Raw genomic sequence first — 20,230 nt, forward strand, 5'->3', positions numbered from 1 at the left:
GGCGGATGTGCGGCCAGTGCACGCGTGCAAACGCGGGGAAGTCCTCGATGGGCATTCCGTCAATGCCGGGCGTCCCCTTGTTGGCCTTCACCCGTTTCCATGCGCGGCGCACGTTGGCACTGTCCAGCACCCGCGCCATCAACTCCTCGTGCAAGGCTGGCTGCATGAAGCCACGCCGCGACACATCTCCCCCGGTCGGGTTCGGCGATGGTGACGAGTGACTCACGGCTCCTCCTTGTTTTCTCATGTTTGGTCCTTCACCGCGGCATCGCTCCAGATACCGCGATTACTATGACCTCTGCTGACTTCTGCCCGATCACGCTGGAAATTGCTCCCCAGCGCGCTATGTCGCTACGTAACGGCTTGCCGCCTGATTCGCTCGCCCCGGCTGACGGCAGGCCGGGGCGCCAAGGCTTGGTCAACCAGTGGCCTATCTGGTTATACTGGCCGTAACGTAGGACATCGCGGAGTCGGGCAGACCTCCCCGAATAAGGACATGAACTTTCAGTGCACAGCCGCCGCATTTACCCTATCCCCTGCACCTGATGGGCTTCGTCATCTTGTGCTGACTCGCCCGGGGACTGAGCCTTCTATGCGATTTCTGTCCGTCGGCTCGCACTTTTGCGCTCGGGCTTCCTCCAGACAGACCCTCGCGGGGCTGCCCTTGCCGTCGGCTAGTAGTTATTTCCGTCCCGAAGGACATCTCAGGTACTCCTACAGGGGACTTTCACCCCATCAGTTCATGCCCATGTCGGGCGTACACAAAGCATTGCAGCGGACAAGCCGCTGAATGCGGCGTTATGGCAAAAAAGGAATAGTCGAGCCTTATGTCAACTAGCTCAATCAGTCGAAGGATGGAATCCTGCATTGCAGCTTTTCAGGCCAATGACTATGAATCCGCTCTGATTCACTATTTCCCAGCACTTGATAAAACTGCAAAGCGACGCAGGCCTAATGGTGGAGTGGGAGCCAGGATCCGCAACTTTCTTGATGATGAGCTAGATATCATCAGTCATATTGCAACCCGCAATATCTTCCGTGTTGAGTGTGATGGCGTGTCGTTTCCTCAAGCAATTTATAAGTTTGCTCGCACGTCGATAGCTCACGAAGGTGAACTCGACCAACGGATCAATTTCAATAATCACAACGGGGTTAGTATCGGGCAAACGTGGAACCTTCCACCCTCTTTCATCATTGGGCTAATTTTTGCTGTTCTTTTGGCTCCAGAGAATCGGAACGAACGTTTTGAAAAACAATATGTAGTTAGCATTCACGGAACTAAATTTAACCTGGGGGAGCTTTGGGGTGAACGTCAAAAAATCCGTGATTGGATGGAAAACGAGTATGGTCATCCCATATTTCAAAGCAGGCCATAACAATGCCATAAACTCGGACGGCAAACAGCTGCGCCGCTCGTTCCTCGCTATGCAGCATTTTGCCGCCGGCTATGGCTGGCGTTATGCCCCATGAATAGAGAGAAGATCTTCCATGTCTTTTCTGGCTTCCTGGTCAGTGCCGCTTTGGCAGCTGGATACGTTCTTGGCAACTCAGGAACACAGGCACAGATAGACACCGCTTTCTTCTTACTGCATTCGGAACAGGATCTCGGCGCTGTCATGAACCTCAAGGCCATGAAAGCTCTGCGAGAAGGAAGGCAAGAAGAGGCGCTTCGCTTCATGGAAACGTGGGTCTCAGGCCAGCTAAGAAGCGAAGGGGTTCGGCCAGAAACACTAGATAAGGCAAGAGATTACCAGAGCGAATACTGCAAGGGCGCCTGCCTTGATGTTCAGTAAGGTGTCGTTAGTCATGGACGAGGAGTATTTACTCTCCACTGTTCGCTATGTCGAGCTCAACCCCGTCAAGGCGGGACTCTGTCGATATCCGGCCGACTGGAAGTGGTCGAGTGCCCTGCCCCATCTTTCGGGTAAAGACGATCAGCTAGTAAGAGTCGGGCCATGCTGGACCGGATTTCCGATTAGGCTGGGTATCTTTCCAGTCAGAATCGGGATCAAGGGGAGCTGATCGAACAGCACACAAGGACAGGACGGCCGCTCGGGAATGCCGCTTTTGTCGAACGGCTTGAGGTTTTGACCGGCAAGTCCCTGACGCCCAAAAGCACTGGTCGCAAGACCGCTGCCGCAGCCCGTACCGGGTTGAGCTCGATGTACCGCTGACGGGTAAGCAGTCAGTCCTCCGCGTCCACAACGCATGACTTGAACCGCCCTTCCCGCAGGGTGCCCGTCAGCTAAACTGGTTGGCAGCAACAGGACAGCCGAGCCATGAGTCGACCCATTGCGAAGGAGATCCGACATGAACAAACCCGTGTTGCTCGCTTCTGTTATAACTCTGTTCACGGCCACGAGTTTCAACGCGATGGCAGCGCCGGTCGATAAATCGCCCGACCGCTGTTCGGCCCAAACCCTCCAAGGCAGCTATCTCTATTCGATTCAAGGCTACAGGGACGGAAAGCCCTATGCCTCCGGTGGATTTATGTCCTTCGACGGTGCGGGGAAAGCCACCGTCCTCTGGACGAGTTCCGTCGAGCGTGCCCAACGGTTCACCACCGGCTCATACACGGTGGACGAAAACTGCTCCGGTTCGATGATACTGGACGTCACGACGGTCAACCATTTCTACATCGCCCCCTCGGGCGACTATCTCGAATTTGTTCGAGTTTCTGGAAACGGTGTTATCGCCACGGATGCGAAGCGGGTCTCCAGGGACTTGCTGGCAACACAACCAAGTCGGCCTTGAACAAATCGCAGGCAATTAACCAACAACATGGGCCCCAGCCAAATACGCACGCCAGAGCGCCCGGTTCGCGGGATTGAGGAGAGAGATTTAAGGGGTCGAAAGGTGGCCGTGAAAAACGAGATTCAAAATGATTCTCAATTGTCACCGGAAACTCCGACTGGTGCGCATATACCAGGACCATGGCGAGGTGGTGGGACGCGGCACCGAAGTGGCCCGCGAGACCGAATCGCGGCTTCCGCCGCTCCTACAGGTATCTCGGTATGTCACCGAAGGAGCGTGTTGGACACGATTTCGGAACAGCTATATTAGTTGTCCGGACGACCAGAAGAGATCGGGGGCTATAAGCCGGGGGTATATATTTGATATCGTAAAGGAATCACTTGGCCGACCACTTAAGGCGCCGCGATAGGCCAGATCCAAGACTGTCTCCATTTTTTGAATAACCAAAATCGCCAGTCCAAAAGGCGCTGTCGGGGCGACTGGCCCATTCAGGTGAATTGCCATGTGTGTCACTCCCCTTGGTGCCCGCAAGCCCACTTCCAAAAGTCGCTTCCCTCTTCCGGCTCCGTTACAGATGCTTCTGGGCGGCCCAGTGCTACTGCTGATCTTTGCGTGGACACTGCTTTACGACAAGCTGCGCCAGGGCCACTGAGCCGCAAAGAGGGGGCAGGTCTTTCCCCTACATTCGTTTTGGTCGCGCAATCAGAAGAGATTGATCCGCGCCAGTCACCATCAGGATCAAGGCATCGGGTCGGCCTCACATCGAGGCTCGGGACCCAACCCCTGGCGCCTACTGAGCCACAAGCTGTATTGCAACAGTCCTGAATTGGCTTTCCGGTGCCGTCACTCCCGCAACCCTCTGCCGTCATTCCCGCGAAGGCGGGAATCCAGACCCGACATTTTGGAACCCCGCACCCGTCCACACGGGCCGCGACGCTCAAACGATCACCAAACGAACGTCCATTGATTCCCTGGTCCAGAACGGCTTAGTGTATTCCCTGTTTTTCATATCCTGAATGCCCCGGCGTACTACTTCCGCTGGATGCGGGAATTCACACGGAAAAGGAAGCCCATGCAACCTGCTGTCTACATCCTTGCCAGCCGACGCAACGGAATGCTCTACATCGGCGTCACCAGCGACCTCGTTAAACGCGTTTGAGAGCACAAGAACAATGTGTCCGAAGGCTTCACGAAGAAATACCGGGTTCATCGCCTGGTCTATTTCGAGCTACACGAGGACATGGTCGGCGCGATTGTGCGCGAGAAGCGGCTCAAAAAATGGAATCGTGGCTGGAAGTTGGCGTTAATTGAGAAAGGCGATCCCGAGTGGCGGGACCTTTATCCCGAGATTGCTTTTTAGGGCACGCACCTCCGGTTACGCCGACAGCCTTCGCGGTTTTGGCAGGTAGTTGCCTGATGAGAGTGACCTCTGGATTCCCGCCTTCGCGGAAATGACGGGGCTCGCCATCGATTACTCCAAAACCCGGGGGTCCCCCAAGCGGCGTGCGCCAGCCATGAAGCCTAACAAGTTCACCTTTTGACTTTCTCCTGCCACATCGAATGACATGAAATGCAAGTGGCATTCAGGTCTTTCAGGCTATTGCTCGCTTTCGTCCATGCCCCCTGATCTGCGTCCTCGACAACCTTTCCCGCCTTTGTGTCGAGGAGCTGACGGTAGCCCTACCCAGCACGGAACGCAGTCATTGGCATTCTGCCTTTGGGCAATTTTCGCACGCAGGTTGAGGGCTCGGGGCGGCGAAGTCAGGTGGTTATCGTGCGCCTTCTAGTGAAATCGAAGACCGGAGAGCGAGTCCGGATTTCGACGCGAGACACTCTCGCCCCTAACGTCTTGACAGGCAACAGTGCACGGGTAAGATAGTAATAAGTCACTTACTTTACTAAGGCCACCATGGGTCCGCATCGAAAACACCTACCTGCAGATGAGCGCCGTGCTGCCACTGTCGAGGCTGTCGTGCAACTGGCGGCCGAGCAGAATCCAAGCCAAATCACGACCACTGCGATTGCCAAGTACATGGGCCTCACCCAAGGCGCTCTGTTCAAACACTTTCCGACCAAAGACGCCATTCTGCAGGCGGTTATGGAGTGGGTGGCGGAGCGGCTGCTCGCCCGCGTGGATAAGGCCGCCCGGGCGGCTACGTCTCCTATTGCCGCTGTCGAGGCCATGTTCATGGCGCACGTGGAGTTCGTCACCGAGCATCCGGGCGTGCCGCGCATGCTGTTCGGCGAGTTGCAGCGTGCCGAGATGACCGCACCCAAGCGCATGGTGCAGACGCTCATCCGCCGTTATGGCGAACGTCTGCATCACTCGATCGAGGAAGGCAAGGCAGCAGGACAGCTACCGGCAGCGCTTGATGCCGAGGCTGCCATCACTCTATTGACCGGCATGATCCAGGGATTGGTCATGCAGACGCTGCTGGCGGGCGACGTTGGGCGCATACGCCGTGATGCGCCGCGGGTCTTCGCGATTTATTTGCGCGGCATAGTGAGCGAAGAAAGGTGAAAACAATTCCTTTCCAACGCCGCACGCTGGCACTGATCGCCGTCATCGTTCCGCTCTTGGCTCTTCTGGTCTATGTCGCCCTGCGCTCAGGACCGCCGGCGGCGGTGGCGGTGACTGAAACCGAGGTGGAGTCGTGCCCGATTCGTCCTGCACTGTATCAGGCGTCATCCCTTTCGCACACATGGACGACCGGACCTGACTCTCCGCCGACATAGGTAATGGCCGGTCACCCATGGAAACGAATAACCATAACGGCTGGAAGAAATGTGCGAAGAGCGAGGAGCACCAGGCTCCCTGGCTCGATCAGGCGCGAAAAGCCGCACAAGGAGTAACTCGATGAATATCACCTTTCTCGGCGCAGCCCGCGAAGTCACTGGCTCCTGCTATCTGATTGAGTCGGCAGACACCCGCTTCCTGGTGGACTGCGGCATGGTGCAAGGCGGACGCGAGGCGCCGGCCCGCAATCGCAAGCCGTTCGCATTCGACCCGAAGTCGATCGATTTCGTGCTGCTGACCCATGCGCACATCGACCACAGTGGCCTGCTGCCCAAGCTTACCCGTGCAGGCTACCAAGGGCCGATCTATACCACCGCCGCGACTGCAGACCTGCTCCATGTAATGCTGCCCGATAGCGCACACATCCAGGAGAGTGATGCCAAGCGCGCCGAGCGCCGTGCCAGGAAGACGCGTGGCAAGGACACGACGCTCGCGCCCATCTACACCATGCAGGATGCGCAAGAATGCCTGCACGAGGTGCATTCCATCGCCTACGATCAGGAGCTGACGCCTCACGCCGGCGTGCGCTGCCGTTTTCGCGATGCCGGCCACATTCTCGGTTCGGCCATCATTGAGCTCTGGGTTACCGAACGAAGCCAGACGACCAAGCTTGTTTTCAGCGGGGACCTTGGCCAGCCGGGACGACCGATCTTGCGTGATCCCACGGCCATCGAGGAGGCGGACATACTGGTTATCGAGTCCACCTATGGCGACCGCAACCACAAGGACCTGGCGACCACCCGCGAGGAGCTGATCGGGCTTGTCGAGCACACCCTGGAACGGGGCAATGTCATCGTGCCCGCGTTTGCCGTCGGCCGCACGCAGGAGGTCTTGTACCATCTGCATCGCCTCGCCCGTGACGGCCGGTTGAACGACCTGAAAATTTTCGTCGACTCGCCGATGGCCACCGAAGCAACCCGCATCACCCGGCAACATCTGGACCTATTCGATGAAGCGGCGAAGGAGCTCTCGACCTGGCACGCCGAAGGCAAGAACCTGCCTTATCTCCGTTTCACAGCGAGTGTCGACGAGTCCAAGGCCCTGAACCAGATCCGCTCGGGCGCCATCATCATCTCAGCCAGCGGTATGTGTGATGCCGGGCGCATCAAGCACCACCTGCGCCACAACCTGCCCCGGCACGAATGCAGCGTGCTGATCACCGGATTCCAGGCAACAGGCACGCTCGGCCGACGTCTGGTCGATGGCGCAAAACGGGTGCGTATTCTCGGCGAAGACATCCCTGTCCGGGCGGAGATTTATACCGTAGGCGGTTTGTCCGCGCATGCCGACCGGCGAGCCCTATTGTCATGGGCAGGCAGTTTCCGCAAGCCCCCCGCCCGTACCTTCGTAGTGCACGGCGAGGAGGCGGCGGCGCTCGGGCTTGCCGAACACCTGCGGGCCGAGCGCGGCTGGACGGTGACGGTGCCCGAGCCCGGGCAGAGCGTGATGTTGTGAATGCCGCCGGGCAACCTTCCATTCTCATTAACTGGTACGACAAGGAGAAAAGCATGCAAGGCAAGAAGAACATTGCAACGGGCTTTCTGTTTCTAGCGGCCTTCATGGCCTATGGCTTCATCCTGATTTACCTGCGCGACTTTGCGCCCGGCAAGGCGCAGTGGATCGCCGACTATGCGGTCGGAAAGCATTTCGAATCGCGTTTGGCGCACGTGCACGGCAACCTGTTCGCGTTCATCAATGTGGTCGTGGGCTATCTGCTGTTGCGGCTTCCGATCCGGGCGTTCTCGGCTAAATGGATCTCATGGCTGGCGCTGGCCGGTATGCTGATGCCACTCGGAATCCTTGCCGAAGTGGTCTTGGGAGTGCCGCCTGTCCTTGTCCTCGTCGGCGGCATCGCCATGGTGCTGGCGATGGTATGGTTCGGCGTCGTGGCGGCCACTATGCAGCCGGTTGGCGCTGGCGGGCGATCGTGAGCGTCGCCGGAGATTCTGACCATGCCTACTGGTGACACACCCACCGAGAAGGAATGCCAGGCGCTGCGCGAGGCGATCCTGCGCGGGCCAGCCTATCGATTGGCGTACGAAGACACCGAATTCCTATCCCAGGACGACCTGCGTCCCCTGCGTCTGCAAATGGAACTGCTCAAGCCGGAACATGAGCTACGCAAGCAGGAGATCGGCTCCACCGTGGTGGTCTTCGGCAGCGCACGCATCCTCTCCCGGGAAGGGGCGCAAGCACGCCTTGCCGAATTGGAGGCCCAATCGCGAGCCGGGCAGGCCGGGCCGCAACAGGCGGAGGAACTGGCCGCTGCCAGGCGCCAGCTCGCCCAGGCTCGCTACTATGAGGAAGCGCGACGCTTCGCGCGCATGGTCTCATCCCGTTTCCAACAGGAGCGGCGCAAGGATTTCGTCGTAGTCACCGGAGGCGGTCCGGGCATCATGGAAGCGGCCAACCAGGGGGCCTTCGAGGCCGGGGCGCGTTCCGTTGGACTCAACATCACCTTGCCGCACGAACAGGAGCCCAATCCTTTCATGAGCCCGGAACTCGCATTCCGGTTCCGTTACTTCGCCGTACGTAAAATGCACTTCCTGCTGCGCGCGCGGGCGTTGGTCGCCTTCCCAGGCGGCTACGGCACGCTCGACGAACTGTTCGAGGTGTTGACCCTGGTGCAGACCGGCAAGATGGCACGCATTCCCATCGTGCTTGTCGGCAGCGAGTTCTGGCACCGCGCCGTTGACTTTGACTACCTGGTGGACGAGGGCTTCATCAGCACTGAAGACGCGCGGCTTTTCACCCGCGTAGACACAGCAGAAGAAATCATTGCCGTACTGGAAGCCTTTTACGGAGGCAAACCGCCGGAATCCATGTCCGCCGGTGAATAGGCATGCGGGCGTTCTCCTTCTCTCCCCGCGCTCGTTTGTCCCTTCGACACTTGCATTGTTGACGAGCACTTGCTGTCTCGCTCCGGCCTTGGCTCAGCTCGACAAAGAAGGTGCTGCCGGCGTTTGAATGGGATCAGTCAACTTTTCAAAACCCGGGGTCCCCAAGCGGCGTGCGCCAGCAGTGAAGCCAAACAACCCTACCTTTTGACCTTCTCCTGCCACATCGCGTGACAGGAAAGGCAAGTGGCATTCAGGTCATTCAGGCTATTGCTCGCTTTCGTCCATGCCCCCTGGTCTGCGTCCTCGACGACCTTTCCCGCCTTTGTGTCGAGGAGCTGGTCGTAGGCCAGCAGGCTCTTTTTGAAACCGGCCTGATCCTCTTCGGCCATGATCGTCCACGGTTTGTGGTTCGGTGCGGGATGAGTCAGGATGATATCCGCCCCCTCCTTCACCATCTGCTTGTTCTGCCTGAGCACGCCCTTGTGCATCATCGATGAAGCCTCGCCCATGATCTCCATTAGCTGCAGGTAAGTCATGTCCGCCTTCTGTTTGCCGGCGACCAGCGCCTCGGCATCTTTTCCTTGTGCGTGAGAAAGGGTAGTCAGTAGAACAGCAAGGCTCGTAACAACAACCTTTTTCATGACGAATCTCCTGTAATTCCCCTAACGTCTAAATGAGGGTCATGATATAGCGATGAAGGAAGAATCCGATGACCAGCAGTAACAGGCCGACCACGTAGCTCAGGATGAAACTGTTGCCCAGCTTTTCAGCGAAGAAAAAAGGCACGAAGAAGAGGTAGGAGACCGGAACACCCACCAGGATACTTTTTGCAAAGGTGATGCTTGCCTCGGGATCGCGATGCTCGATGTAGGAAAAGGCGAGCGCGATGATCGAGGCTATCGGCAGGGCGACAATGAAGCCCGCCAATTCAGGCTTCTTGCCGGACAGCCATGACGCAAAGGCGATCACGGCCGCCGCCGTAAAGACTTTTAAGAGGGTGAGCGTCATGGGCACTTACTTCACCTTGGGAAATTCACCAGTAAAGTTGGCATCAAAGACGGAACCGGTGGCCGACATCAGGATGTAGAGCGTCTTGCCTTCCGTTTTGTTTTCCAGGGACACGATGTAGTAGCCCGCTCCTTTGACATGCATTTTGACCGCCTCGGGGTCGATTTCCTTCCAACTTGCTGCCAGCGTGCCGAAACCCAGTCCAGGGTCGGAATCGGCGAATTGGTGGGTGACGTCCGCCGCTAACGCCCTCGCCTGCCCCTCATCGATGGGGCCATGACCGCCGCCGTGAGCCAGAGCATTTGGCGCTTGAAAGAGAAACAGAAGAGTGAAAATCGTTAACGCTTTTCTAATCATGTCGTCTTATCCTGAAGTCAGTGAGTGTGGGGCGTACCGCCCTCGTGGCTGTGAGTCGACGGTGCAGCCGCGGGAGCCGGTTCGGTGTCGGTTGTTTCCGTAGCTTTCGGCTTCAGGCTTATCGGCTGCTGATAACTTTCAAGAGCCGCGGGCAGGGTCGCCGCCTGCATGTCCTCGTGGACGTGTGAATGGTCATCCCGGTTCAGGGGGAACTCTTCCGTAAAGGTCGTGTGCTGGTAGCCGTGCAACTGCATCATCAGCAGCAGCCCACCGGTCAGCATCAGGCCTATATTGGACGCACGGCTGAACCGGCTGAAGGACTCGGTCTTGCGCCAACCCGAGAGCAGGAACAGCATGATGGCGAGGGCGGCGATCTGACCGACTTCCACTCCCACATTGAAGGCGATGATCTTCATTACGATGCCCTCATCCCCGAGCGGCAGCTGCTGTAGCCGCGTGGAGAGGCCGAAGCCATGGATGAGGCCGAAGCCGAGAACCATCCAGGTCAGGTTCGGCGACCGGGAATTGAGGTACCTTTTGAACCCATCTAGGTTTTCGAAAGCCTTGTAGCATACGGTCAAGGCGATCACGGCATCCACCAGATAGTAGTTGGCCTGAATCCCGTACAGGGTGGCGAAGATCAGGGTGATGGAGTGCCCCAGGGTGAACGCCGTAATGAATTTGATGATGTCGTTGAAGCGCGTCAGAAAGAAGATCACGCCGAAGAGGAAAAGCAGGTGATCGTAGCCCGTCAGCATGTGACTGGCGCCCAACTCGATATACTCCATGAGTCCCGCATCCAGAATGCGCTGCTTGTCACTGGCGGACATTCCATGAGCCACTGCATTCGAAGCAAACAGTAGACCGATGAGCCCGAACAGATACTTCTTCATAACGCCCTCGCTCTGGTTACAGGTATTTTGAGATTTCTTTCAGATCCCGCAGGCTTTTCTTCAACTCGGCCGGTGAATCAACATCGCCCGTCAGGCACCCCTCGATGTGGTCCTGCACGAATACCTTCTTAGCATTGCCAATAGCCTTGTAGGCCGCTTGCAGTTGCTGAGCGACCTCAAGACAGGGCTTCCCCTCCTCGATCATGTCGATGATTTTCCGCAAGTGCCCATCGGCACGCTTGAGGCGCTTGATGATGTCGGGGTGCGATTCGTGCATATGAACCATGCTAGAGATTCCGGCCAAACGGGGGCAAGATTATCCTATGGGGGGGGATAGGTTTGTCAAGACCAATGACGGCGTGGCCGAAGTGGGGACGATCGGGCCGGAGCGAGGCTCCCGGCCGGGCCCTATTGTCCCCTTTTCAAGGGATTCCTCATCGCCTGTGCGCCTGGCGTTTGCTCCCGGCACAGCGCGTGCGCGCGTGCCTGCTCGCCCTCGTCATGAAGTGTCTGCATGGGACCGAAATTCACCTCGAAACCGAACGCGCACGTGCTGTTGGAGACGGGCCGGCTGCAGCCGACGCCGAGGCGCGCTTTTCCACCCGCAGCGGCTGGCTTGGTGTCCGGCGGCAGGCAAACGGGATCGAACTCGATTTTCCCGCCGATGCCCCCCGAACCCTCGTCCGGAGAAGCGTGCGTAAGCCCGAATCAGCGACGAACATTTAGCCGTCATTGAGAGGAGCCCCAGGCGACGTGGCAATCTCGGGGTTGGGAGTAGAGATTACTTTGTCGCTGGGGCTCCTCGTAATGACAGCAGGGGCAAGTTCGTCAGGAGGACGCCTACAGGGATGCAGGCGGTAGAGCGACGCATGCCGCCATGGAGGCGGTAGTAGAGAATGTCTGGAACCCATTATCGAGGATGCCAAAGCCAAACCCCAGCGACGCGGCTATCTTGGGGTTGAAAATAGAGATTACTTCGTCGCTTAGGCTCCTCGTAACGACAACAGCATAGGAACGTGCCGCGGCTACTCGACGGATAACGTAATTTTTCGCACTTTTGAAGAGGCGGTGGCCCATGTGGTTAAGTTGGATTGTCGAGATCTAACCGCCGCCACAGAGGAGACCACCACCATGACAGAGGATAACAAGAAGGCGAAGACTTTGGGCAAGGTGGTCAAAATCGACGAGCAAAGGATTCAGGGCCATTTTGGGCTCCACGTACCAGAAGCCGTATGCAGATTAGTGTCTTGTCCGACAAGTGCGTGCACTCGGACGCGCAGCTTCGCTACGCTCCAGGAAAACCCTTCGCTCTAGTGAAACGTTCTACTTAGGACACTGTGGAAATCCGACCTTATCAGGATAACGATTTCGAGGCTGTGTTGGCTTGTTTCAATCGCTCTGTGCGCGAAATTGCGTTTCGCAACTACATGCCGGACGAAGTGGAAGCGTGGGCACCGGTCTCACCCGACTTGGACGCATGGGCCCGCCGACTGGAAACCGGCGCGGTGTTTTTGGCGGTTGTGGAAGGCCAAGTCGGCGGTTTTGTTCGAGTCGAAGAGAGTGGGTACGTGGATCTGCTGTACGTAGATCCCGCACATGAGCGGAAGGGAATCGGTCGTTCCTTGCTCGAATTCGCATCTGCGTGGGCTGTGCGTCATGGTGCCATACGACTTGAATCTGATGTGAGTATCTCGGCGCGTCCGCTATTTCAGCTAATGGGGTTCCGGGTAACGGAAGAGCGGTTCGTCGAGCGGAGAGGCGTCGTGCTTAAAAACTTTCGTATGGAGAAGAACATTTCTGCCGAATCGGTTGAAGGCAGGGCTCGATAGCGACTTCCTGCCTTGCCGGCTCCGGAGGTTGGATTGCCGTCGTCGGGGCGAGTCCGACCGTGCCTTCACACCTGCCCAGAGGCCGCACCGGGATCAGCCCTGCGCTCCAGCGCACTGCGGTCCCACTTCCCCGGATCGGCCGCCGCCTCATAGGTGGTCTGAAGGAAAGCGAGGAGCGTCTCGTCGGGCGAAGCCGCTTGCCGCACCACCTCGTAGGGCAAAACGAACTCCTGGAGCTCGGTGCTGTAGAACGCCTCCGCCGGACGGACATTTGATGCCGCGAAGCCGTTCGGCTCGGGATAGGCATAGGCGTAGAACGCCGCATACGGGACCGCTCCCCCGCCGGGCCAGAAGCCGCAGCTACTGACCTCCGCCGAGTACGCCTCGCGTGTGACCCAGTCCGGCATGTGCGGAACTCCGCCGGGATGCGGCGGCGCCGGTCGTCCGGAGAAGCGCGTGACCGCCAGGTCCGCCGCGCCCCAGAAGTAGTGCACTGGGCTGCATTTACCCACAAACGCGGCACGGAACACTTTAAACACGCGATCCGCCTGCACGAGCACACGCCAGAAGCGGTTGGCGTACTGCGCGTCGTAGAATCGGTGGGTGTCGTCCTCATCGAACGGAATGGGATCGACCAATTCGTTCGGCATGCGGTGGATGGTCAGCGGTAGCTCCAGGCGGGTCAGTCCCTCCATGAGGCGCGTGTAGAAGGCCGCCACCGACTGCGCCACGAGCGCGAAGCGCGCGCTGCGTCCATCGCTGGTGCGGATGATCAGCTGATGCTCGATGAAGTCGAAGTCAATCTGGAAGGTGCGCGTGCCATACGGAATCGGCGAGGTGGTGAGCCCTGTGGCAGTGACGTAGAGCGTGACATGCCAGGAATGGTTCACCCAGGGGCTTCGGGAGAGACGGATCTTGCCCACGATCTGCGTCCAGAGGTGCAAGGTGGCGCAGGTATCGGCCCACGCCTCGAGGGGCAGCGTCGGCCAGGGATTTTCAGACTGGGACGAAGAACTCATAAGGGCACCCGATTCGCACGCCTAAACTGTAGCACCGCATCCCCCAGCCCGTAGCCTACCGGTCAGCAACGGGGTCACGTGCAGGAACGGGTTCACCATTAGCCGCTACCGAACAACTGGCAACACCGTCCCGACGCCCGAATTGCTCCTTTAAAAGCCGTTTGTTGCCGGTATCATGGGCAGACGTTATGCGGAACGAGTCAATGGTGCTTATTGGGGAAACAGAGCGGATGCTGATCCGGCCGCTGTCCTTGGATGATGTGCCGGCACTGACCGGGATTCTCAGCGATCCGGAAGTCATGAAGCACTCAGTGCGTGGCGTGTGCGACGAGGCGGCGACTCGGAAATTCGTGAAATGGTGCTTGGCCTGCTACGAATCGCATGGAGTTGGTCCATGGGCTCTCATCGACAAGGAATCGTCCGCCTTCATTGGGTTCTGCGGCGTAGGCCCGGAGCGTGTCGGCGATGCTGAGGAAGTCAATCTCGGATATCGGCTGGCACGGGGCTACTGGGGGCGCGGTCTCGCAACAGAGTCGACGCGGGCGGTCCTTGCCCATGCGTTCGGGATCAAGGAATTCGAGTCGGTAGTGGTAATTGTCGAGCCGGAACATGTTGCCTCACTGCGCGTCGCCGAAAAGGCCGGGTTCTGCGGTTTCCGCGAGGTCACGTTTCATGGAAAACCAGTACGGCTGTATCGACTGACGCGTGAAGAGTGGACCGAACGGCACAACACGTCGCTGCAGCCGACGTCAGGCCGCGACCCGGCCTTCCCTGACTGAGCTTTGCGTTCCCTAAAAACAGGTACAAGCGGTATGCGTATAAAAGGAAAAATAGCATTCTGGGACGATGAGAAGGGTTACGGCTTTATCGAGCCGTATACCGGGAGAGAACGGGTCTTCATTCATATCAAGGCCTTCAGTAACGCTGGTCGGCGGCCCAAGATCAATCAGGTGGTAACTTTCGCCCTGTCTTCTGACAAGCAGGGGCGACCATGTGCGCTAAAGGCCTCGTTGGCCGGTGATCACCTGCCGCGAAAAACACAGAGGAAGGATAGTTCGCTGTCAACGATTGGAGGGGCAGTTTTTCTCGTCATTGTCGGTGTTTTAGTTGCGACAGCAAAGATTCCGCATTTCGTTCTCACTCTCTATATTATCGCTAGCCTGATCACTTTCATTGTTTATGCAGCCGACAAATCGGCAGCTCAGAAGGGAGGCTGGCGAACGCAGGAGAGCACCCTTCATCTGCTGTCACTAGCGGGTGGCTGACCAGGCGCGCTTGTCGCGCAACAGAAGTTGCGTCACAAGTCGAAAAAGCCGTCGTTCCAAACGGTTTTTTGGATGACGGTTTTGCTAAATAGTGCCGCGTTCGTTTGGTTGCTTACACCAGAAGGCCTGGCCACGCTCCAGTCACTTATTGCTTAATAGCTGTTCCGACGTGTCCAACACGCTCTTTCGGTGACATACCGAGATACCTGTAGGAGCGGCGGAAGCCGCGATTCGGCGTTATCGCGACTTCCGTCGCCCCTACATGCATGGACACCAACCTGGAACACGTATTTAGTGTCACTAAAGCGTGAGTTCACTGCCGAGCCCGCCCCTTCGCGCACCAGCTGGTGGTGCGCGAAGGAGAGCATGATCCTGAAGGCGTAGAGGTACTGCGGTTCGATGCGTCGGACGATGCGCTGCTACTGCCGAGTGAGCGCACACGGGTCAGCACGGCGTTTGCGTCGTAGCGTAGCCCGAACCTGCGCCATACTCTGTTGAAGGGAACTACGGAGCCGCCAGGTGAAGCATTCGTATGGAGATTTCGAAAGGACGAAACGAACGCGCATTCGCGTTGATTGACCAAGCCGTGTTGGCGCCGTCGAGCCACAACACCCAACCCTGGCTCTTCCGGATCTCTGAATCGGCCATTGACCTTTACGCCGATCGCTCCCGCGCACTGCCCGTCAATGATCCGGAGGATCGGGAGTTGACGATAAGCTGTGGATGCGCCCTGATGAACCTCCGGGTGGCCGCTGCGGTTCGCGGCGAGGTGCTGCGGATTGAGCTTCTTCCCTCCAGCGATGCGCCCGATTGGCTGGCGCGCGCCTCCTTCTGCGAGCAGTCGCGAGTGTTTGGTTGGGAAGCCGGACTTGGGGACTCCCTTGCGCGCCGCCGTACCTATCGAAAACGCTTCGCAGCCAAGCCGGTGGATTCGACCACACGCGATCACCTGGTCAGTGCGGCGAAGGCCGAAGGCGCTTGGCTTCGGCCACTGCTGAGCGAATCGGTTCGAGGTCAGGCCGCGAGCCTCGTGGCCGCAGGCGATGCGAAACAGTGGGGTGACCCCGATTGGCGACGCGAGCTGGCCGCGTGGATGCGCCCGCGGCACGGCGGTGACGGCTTGACGCTCCCGGCCCTGGCGGCACCGGTGACCCGGTGGGTGGTTCGGCACCGGGATATGGGGCGGTCAGTCGGTGCGAAGAACCGGGCACTGGTGGAGGCGGCTCCGCTGCTTGCCGTGCTGGGCACGGATGGCGATGGCCCGCGGGACTGGCTGCTGGCGGGTCAGGCACTCCAACATGCCCTTCTGGTGGCCACTCGGCACGGTCTGCAAGCCTCCTATTTCAACCAGCCGATCGAAGTTGCGGAACTCCGGCCCCGACTCGCCCAGCTGCTCAAAGGCGGCGGGTTCCCGCAGATTCTCCTGCGTTTCGGTCAACCCGTCGATACCGAACCCGCTCCTCCCAGGCGCCCCGTGGATGCCGTTGTCGAATTTATGGAGAGTGGCCGGTGATGATCATGGCCGGTGGCATCGTTGTGGCACTGGCCGCATTCTCCTGGGCGGCATCAGCATTGGGTACGCACCGCTGGACTCGGGAGACGCAAAGGTTACGCCGGCGAATCGAGGCGGCCCGCTCACCCATCGAACCGTCGCGGGTCGATTTCCGGGAACTCGAAGGGTTGCCGATCCCGGTTCAACGCTATTTTCGACGGGTGTTGAACGAGGAAGCGCCAATGGTAAGCGGTGTGCGTGTACGCCACCGCGGGACGTTCGATATGGGAGCCAAAAAGGCGCAGTGGAAACCGTTCACATCCGATCAGTATGTGGTCACGCGGCGTCCGGGGTTCGATTGGAACGGGCGGATCGGCGTGATGCCGGGGCTTTCAGCTCGGGTGCACGATGCCTATGTCGCCGGTGAAGGTGTGCTGCATGCGGCGCTGCTGGGCCTGTTTACGGTGGTGGACCTGCGGGGCTTCCGTGATGTGGCCGAGGGCGAACTGATGCGCTTCTTTGCCGAGGCCGCCTGGTATCCGACCGCCCTGCTGCCCAGCCAGGGGGTTCGATGGGAGGCGGTCGATGCCCACTCGGCCCGGGGTACACTGGTCGACGGCGAGGTCGTGCTTACGATGCTGTTTCGTTTTGACCAGGAGGGTTTGATCGAGAGTGTGAGCGCGAATGCGCGCAGCCGTAGAGTGGGCAAGCGGTTCGTTCCCACTCCCTGGCAGGGGCGCTTTCGGGATTACGCCGTGCGCGGCGATATGCGGGTGCCGCTCCAAGGCGAGGTGGCGTGGCTACTGCCTGAGGGTGCGCGGCCCTACTGGCGCGGCCGGATTGAGGAAATCCGTTATGAGTTTGCCGACTGAGTGCCCCCCTTCCCGGGGGCGTTGACCATGTGGCAGTCTTGAGGGAATGGGATGCAGCAAAAACACGCCTTCTTACGAAGCCAGTTGATCGAGTAGCTGCTGCGCCCTCTGCTGCTGTTCGGCGTCACCCTCCTTGAGCACCTCTTCCAGCATTTCCCGGGCACCTGCGGCATCGTCCATCTCCACATAGGCAGTCGCCAGATCGAGTTTGGTACCGATTTCATCAAGCCCGCTGCCAAACTCCTCGTCCAGATCGAGATCGAAGTCATCCAGCCCCTCCTCCGACCCGGAGTCCACCTCCGGCGTTTCGGCGGATGCCGATGAGTCTTCGTCCATCCCCAAGTCGAAATCGAGAACGGGATCGTCACCTGAAGTTTCCGGTTCGCCCACTGAGGGGATCTCATTGGCGGCGAACTCCGATCCGGCAGCATCACCTTCATCCGGGAGTTTGAAATCCCCGAGATCAAAGTCCAGAACGGCGCCTTCGTCGTGCTCGATCTCCTCCGATTGGGCGGTGGTTTCGCCCTGCTCTTCGGGAGAGTCGAGATCCTCGAGGTTGAACTCAAGACCATTGTCTTCAGCACTGGTTTCGACGCCCGCTTTTTCGCTGGCCGGCTTGGCGTCTTCGGAGTGGCCTAATTCGGTGTCGTCCAGCCCAAAGTCGAGTTCTTCGCCTTCATCGCCCCCGGCTGCGACGGCAGTCTCCTTCACCTCCGGGAGAGAGCTGTCATCGTCCGTGTCGAATCCAAAATCAAGTTCTTCGAAATCGCCAATCTCGGACTCCTTCGATTCATTGAGTTCGACAGCATCCGGCTCACTGCCGATTTCGAAATCAAGGTCGTGAGCATCGGCAGAAATCGCTGCTTCGGGCTCCGCCACTTCCGAACCCTTGCTGCCAGCGCGCTGGTCCGGTAGTTCATCCTCATCCTCCAGGTCGGAGAGATCCATCCCCAGGTCAAGGTCCCACTCCGAATCACCCGCTTGGGAATCCGCGGATTGACCGCTCCCATACTCGCCCGAGGGCTCCATCTCCGCCGCCAGGGCGTCGAGGTCCAGTCCGATATCGAGTACGTCGTCGATACCTGTTGCCGTCTCTTCTGATGACTCCTCGGCGACCGCCGAATTCTCTGGTGCTTCCGCGAACAGTTCGTGCTCCGGGGCCAGCTCATGGCCCATGGCGGCGATCTTGTCCCATAGCGGTCCGGTACCTCCCAGAGCCGCATGCGCCGCACCGGCTTGAGCCAGGAATGCCTTCTTGTTTCTGGTCTTGTCGTAAATCTCCATCAGCTTCACCAGTAGCTCATGACGCTCCGGTTCCTGCTCGATGGCATCCTTGAGCAACTCTTCGGCCTGCTGATGGCGGCCATACGCCATATAGACATCGGCTTCGGTGATGGGATCCACTTCGGAATCCTCAGCCGGCATGCCGCCCATGCCATCATCCGCCAGATCGCTGAGCAGCGAGGTTTCCATCGAGGAATCCCCTTCGCCACCCTTCGTACTCAGCATGGACGAGGTACCGCCGGTGAGGATGCTCTCCTGGAAGCTGCCGCCACTCATGCGCCGGCGAATCACGATGGCTAGCAGGCCCAGCAAAACGATGCCTATGCCGAGGCCGCCGATCGTGTAGGGATTGGCCAGGAGTTCATCGATAAGTCCGACCTGGAACGGTTCCGGCGCGGGTTGTGGCTTGGGTTCGGGCTTGGGTTCGGGCTTCGGTTCGGGTTTGGGCTCTGGCTTGGCTTGCGGTTCGGTTTTTTCCGTCGACTCACTGCTCGGCTGCGCCTCTACTGCGTCTTCGGCAACGAGCGTTTCGTTTTTCGCTTCAAGCTGTGCCAACTGCGGGTCGGATAACCCTTCGTCAGGAACGCCCTCTTCGGAGTCATTTTCAGCCAACTGCCCCTGAATCTGCCCCATTTCATTGTTCTTGAGACTCAACAGGCGCTGCATCGCTGAAAGCTGGCCTTCAAGCTCTTCCAACCGCTCGCGAAGCTCGCCGTTTTCCTGACGCTGTGTCTCTGCCTTTTCGAGCGCAAGCATCAACTCGTTGCGGACCTCTTGGATGTCGGCCCCACCCGTTTCCGATGTTCCTCCGGCCTCGGTTGCCTGCCCTTCGGGGGACAACAGCTTCAGTTTGGCCTCCTCCCGAGTGGCCACCGAAGAGACAGACTCCGGTTCCGGCGAGCCGTCAATTGCACTCTGCTCGTCCACCGATGCCTTCATCTGGTCCCAATCCCGGGACTGGCGGGCGACCTCCCGTATCGCATCGGCCTGGTTGAGTTCGCGCGCATTGGCCGCATCATCGAGGCGCAGAATGGCACCCTTGCGCAGCTTGTTGATATTGTTGTCGAGAAAGGCATCGGGATTGGCCCGGAACAGAGCGATCATCATCTGCTGGATGCTGACGTCGCTGTCCTTGCGCAGCTGCCTGGCAATGGACCAGAGGGTCTCATCGGCCTTTATGGGACCATGGACAAGGGCATCATCTCCATGTCCGCTCTGTGAGGTGCGTTGTTCCTTCGATGTGCGTTGCTCCGTCGCCTTACCGGCGGTAGGGGCCGGGGCAGCGGCGACGGGCGCTACCGCATTTGGTGTACGGCTTTTGGCGATTTCGGGCGGGTCGAGCAGAAGGGTGTATTCACGGAGCAGCTTGCCGTAGCGCCACTCCACATCGATGAGGAAATCCAGAAATGGTTCACGGATCGCCTGTTTGGAAGTGACCCGAACATGGGGCTTGCCGTTGGCGCCTTTCTCCACCACAAAATCGAGTAGCGCGAGGCTTCCGACCCGCTCGATGCCGACGCGGTTGAACGCATCATAAGAGGCAAGTTCGACCTCAATGCTAGCCAGGTCGCCCTCTTCCACTGACAACAGGTCAATCCTGGCATTGAGCTTTTCGTTGAGTGCGGAGTACAGGTGAATATCACCCAGCCCCAAGCCCCATACCGATAACGGTGTTGCCAGCGAAAGAGACACCAGCGTCCGAACCAGCTTGCGCACCATCATCACTCCCCAAAGTAGCTACTAATAACCCGCGACTGACATCCTTCATGCCCACGGGCTTGAGGTCAAAAACCTCGGAAATACCTTCAGCAATAGCGACT

The 20,230-nt window shown here is 58.8% G+C and carries 19 protein-coding genes and 2 pseudogenes; 13 read left to right on the plus strand and 8 right to left on the minus strand.

Features of this window, described 5'->3' with window-relative positions; all coding sequences use genetic code 11:
• Positions 1–226, minus strand: a pseudogene (locus BLP65_RS17265) (group II intron reverse transcriptase/maturase); the annotation flags it as partial.
• A 628-nt stretch (positions 227–854) separates the two neighbouring features.
• On the opposite strand from BLP65_RS17265, the gene BLP65_RS15890 reads away from it, so the two are divergent.
• The 8 genes and pseudogenes from BLP65_RS15890 to BLP65_RS15935 all read left to right on the plus strand — a co-directional run bounded on the left by BLP65_RS15890 (position 855) and on the right by BLP65_RS15935 (position 8,391).
• Positions 855–1,376 carry a hypothetical protein gene (locus tag BLP65_RS15890; protein WP_217632027.1) on the plus strand — a complete coding sequence of 174 codons (522 nt, stop codon included), beginning with the start codon at positions 855–857 and terminating at the stop codon, positions 1,374–1,376.
• A 90-nt stretch (positions 1,377–1,466) separates the two neighbouring features.
• Positions 1,467–1,793: a hypothetical protein gene (locus tag BLP65_RS15895; RefSeq protein ID WP_092999202.1), complete on the plus strand. Its 327-nt coding sequence runs from the start codon at positions 1,467–1,469 to the stop codon at positions 1,791–1,793.
• 517 nt (positions 1,794–2,310) lie between these two features.
• Positions 2,311–2,754 (plus strand): hypothetical protein, encoded by a 444-nt coding sequence (locus BLP65_RS15905; protein WP_092999206.1) that lies wholly within the window; start codon positions 2,311–2,313, stop codon positions 2,752–2,754.
• Between the two features lie 1,072 nt (positions 2,755–3,826).
• A pseudogene (locus tag BLP65_RS15910) lies at positions 3,827–4,114 on the plus strand (GIY-YIG nuclease family protein).
• Between the two features lie 549 nt (positions 4,115–4,663).
• Positions 4,664–5,275, plus strand: coding sequence for a TetR/AcrR family transcriptional regulator (locus tag BLP65_RS15915; RefSeq protein WP_092999208.1), 612 nt, complete (start codon positions 4,664–4,666; stop codon positions 5,273–5,275).
• A gap of 336 nt (positions 5,276–5,611) precedes the next feature.
• A complete protein-coding gene (locus BLP65_RS15925; protein WP_092999212.1) occupies positions 5,612–7,006 on the plus strand; it encodes an MBL fold metallo-hydrolase RNA specificity domain-containing protein in 1,395 nt (464 codons plus the stop codon).
• 53 nt (positions 7,007–7,059) lie between these two features.
• Positions 7,060–7,482: a hypothetical protein gene (locus tag BLP65_RS15930; protein WP_092999214.1), complete on the plus strand. Its 423-nt coding sequence runs from the start codon at positions 7,060–7,062 to the stop codon at positions 7,480–7,482.
• A gap of 21 nt (positions 7,483–7,503) precedes the next feature.
• Positions 7,504–8,391 (plus strand): LOG family protein, encoded by an 888-nt coding sequence (locus BLP65_RS15935; RefSeq protein ID WP_092999216.1) that lies wholly within the window; start codon positions 7,504–7,506, stop codon positions 8,389–8,391.
• Between the two features lie 197 nt (positions 8,392–8,588).
• On the opposite strand, the gene BLP65_RS15940 is transcribed toward BLP65_RS15935, so the two are convergent.
• Genes BLP65_RS15940 through BLP65_RS15960 form a run of 5 tightly spaced genes read right to left on the minus strand, consistent with a single transcriptional unit; the run spans position 8,589 to position 10,935 of the window.
• Positions 8,589–9,032 (minus strand): hypothetical protein, encoded by a 444-nt coding sequence (locus BLP65_RS15940; RefSeq protein WP_092999218.1) that lies wholly within the window; start codon positions 9,030–9,032, stop codon positions 8,589–8,591.
• Between the two features lie 28 nt (positions 9,033–9,060).
• A complete protein-coding gene (locus tag BLP65_RS15945; protein ID WP_092999242.1) occupies positions 9,061–9,399 on the minus strand; it encodes a hypothetical protein in 339 nt (112 codons plus the stop codon).
• A gap of 6 nt (positions 9,400–9,405) precedes the next feature.
• Positions 9,406–9,756, minus strand: coding sequence for a DUF6488 family protein (locus BLP65_RS15950; RefSeq protein WP_217632029.1), 351 nt, complete (start codon positions 9,754–9,756; stop codon positions 9,406–9,408).
• Between the two features lie 17 nt (positions 9,757–9,773).
• Complete coding sequence (locus BLP65_RS15955) at positions 9,774–10,649, minus strand: HupE/UreJ family protein (RefSeq protein ID WP_217632030.1); 876 nt, start codon at positions 10,647–10,649, stop codon at positions 9,774–9,776.
• A 16-nt stretch (positions 10,650–10,665) separates the two neighbouring features.
• Positions 10,666–10,935, minus strand: coding sequence for a metal-sensing transcriptional repressor (locus BLP65_RS15960; protein WP_092999220.1), 270 nt, complete (start codon positions 10,933–10,935; stop codon positions 10,666–10,668).
• Positions 10,936–11,986: 1,051 nt separating this feature from the next.
• Between BLP65_RS15960 and BLP65_RS15970 the strand changes: the two genes are divergently transcribed.
• Positions 11,987–12,478 (plus strand): GNAT family N-acetyltransferase, encoded by a 492-nt coding sequence (locus BLP65_RS15970; protein ID WP_245688388.1) that lies wholly within the window; start codon positions 11,987–11,989, stop codon positions 12,476–12,478.
• 65 nt (positions 12,479–12,543) lie between these two features.
• Here the strand turns inward: BLP65_RS15970 and BLP65_RS15975 are convergent, their stop codons facing one another.
• Positions 12,544–13,497, minus strand: coding sequence for a DUF5996 family protein (locus tag BLP65_RS15975; protein ID WP_092999224.1), 954 nt, complete (start codon positions 13,495–13,497; stop codon positions 12,544–12,546).
• A gap of 203 nt (positions 13,498–13,700) precedes the next feature.
• Here BLP65_RS15975 and BLP65_RS15980 point away from each other — a divergent pair, with 203 nt between their 5' ends.
• The 4 genes from BLP65_RS15980 (at position 13,701) to BLP65_RS15995 (ending at position 17,126) form a co-directional block, all read left to right on the plus strand.
• Entirely contained in the window at positions 13,701–14,276 is a 576-nt protein-coding gene (locus tag BLP65_RS15980) for a GNAT family N-acetyltransferase (protein ID WP_175452625.1), read from the plus strand.
• A gap of 33 nt (positions 14,277–14,309) precedes the next feature.
• Positions 14,310–14,762: a DUF1294 domain-containing protein gene (locus BLP65_RS15985; RefSeq protein ID WP_217632031.1), complete on the plus strand. Its 453-nt coding sequence runs from the start codon at positions 14,310–14,312 to the stop codon at positions 14,760–14,762.
• A 532-nt stretch (positions 14,763–15,294) separates the two neighbouring features.
• Positions 15,295–16,275, plus strand: coding sequence for an Acg family FMN-binding oxidoreductase (locus BLP65_RS15990; RefSeq protein WP_092999226.1), 981 nt, complete (start codon positions 15,295–15,297; stop codon positions 16,273–16,275).
• A complete protein-coding gene (locus BLP65_RS15995) occupies positions 16,275–17,126 on the plus strand; it encodes a DUF6920 family protein (protein WP_092999228.1) in 852 nt (283 codons plus the stop codon). The genes BLP65_RS15990 and BLP65_RS15995 overlap by 1 nt, the downstream gene beginning before the upstream one ends.
• A gap of 72 nt (positions 17,127–17,198) precedes the next feature.
• On the opposite strand, the gene BLP65_RS16000 is transcribed toward BLP65_RS15995, so the two are convergent.
• Entirely contained in the window at positions 17,199–20,132 is a 2,934-nt protein-coding gene (locus BLP65_RS16000; protein WP_092999230.1) for a FimV/HubP family polar landmark protein, read from the minus strand.
• Between the last annotated feature and the right edge of the window lie 98 nt (positions 20,133–20,230).

The organism is Thiohalomonas denitrificans (assembly GCF_900102855.1).
GTDB lineage: Bacteria > Pseudomonadota > Gammaproteobacteria > Thiohalomonadales > Thiohalomonadaceae > Thiohalomonas > Thiohalomonas denitrificans.

Coding starts and splice junctions, on each gene's coding strand:
- BLP65_RS15890 (WP_217632027.1), top strand. CDS start 855: ATGGAATCCTGCATTGCAGCTTTTCAGGCCAATGACTATGAATCCGCT.
- BLP65_RS15895 (WP_092999202.1), top strand. CDS start 1,467: ATGAATAGAGAGAAGATCTTCCATGTCTTTTCTGGCTTCCTGGTCAGT.
- BLP65_RS15905 (WP_092999206.1), top strand. CDS start 2,311: ATGAACAAACCCGTGTTGCTCGCTTCTGTTATAACTCTGTTCACGGCC.
- BLP65_RS15915 (WP_092999208.1), top strand. CDS start 4,664: ATGGGTCCGCATCGAAAACACCTACCTGCAGATGAGCGCCGTGCTGCC.
- BLP65_RS15925 (WP_092999212.1), top strand. CDS start 5,612: ATGAATATCACCTTTCTCGGCGCAGCCCGCGAAGTCACTGGCTCCTGC.
- BLP65_RS15930 (WP_092999214.1), top strand. CDS start 7,060: ATGCAAGGCAAGAAGAACATTGCAACGGGCTTTCTGTTTCTAGCGGCC.
- BLP65_RS15935 (WP_092999216.1), top strand. CDS start 7,504: ATGCCTACTGGTGACACACCCACCGAGAAGGAATGCCAGGCGCTGCGC.
- BLP65_RS15940 (WP_092999218.1), bottom strand. CDS start 9,032: ATGAAAAAGGTTGTTGTTACGAGCCTTGCTGTTCTACTGACTACCCTT.
- BLP65_RS15945 (WP_092999242.1), bottom strand. CDS start 9,399: ATGACGCTCACCCTCTTAAAAGTCTTTACGGCGGCGGCCGTGATCGCC.
- BLP65_RS15950 (WP_217632029.1), bottom strand. CDS start 9,756: ATGATTAGAAAAGCGTTAACGATTTTCACTCTTCTGTTTCTCTTTCAA.
- BLP65_RS15955 (WP_217632030.1), bottom strand. CDS start 10,649: ATGAAGAAGTATCTGTTCGGGCTCATCGGTCTACTGTTTGCTTCGAAT.
- BLP65_RS15960 (WP_092999220.1), bottom strand. CDS start 10,935: ATGGTTCATATGCACGAATCGCACCCCGACATCATCAAGCGCCTCAAG.
- BLP65_RS15975 (WP_092999224.1), bottom strand. CDS start 13,497: ATGAGTTCTTCGTCCCAGTCTGAAAATCCCTGGCCGACGCTGCCCCTC.
- BLP65_RS15980 (WP_175452625.1), top strand. CDS start 13,701: ATGGTGCTTATTGGGGAAACAGAGCGGATGCTGATCCGGCCGCTGTCC.
- BLP65_RS15985 (WP_217632031.1), top strand. CDS start 14,310: ATGCGTATAAAAGGAAAAATAGCATTCTGGGACGATGAGAAGGGTTAC.
- BLP65_RS15990 (WP_092999226.1), top strand. CDS start 15,295: ATGGAGATTTCGAAAGGACGAAACGAACGCGCATTCGCGTTGATTGAC.
- BLP65_RS15995 (WP_092999228.1), top strand. CDS start 16,275: ATGATCATGGCCGGTGGCATCGTTGTGGCACTGGCCGCATTCTCCTGG.
- BLP65_RS16000 (WP_092999230.1), bottom strand. CDS start 20,132: ATGATGGTGCGCAAGCTGGTTCGGACGCTGGTGTCTCTTTCGCTGGCA.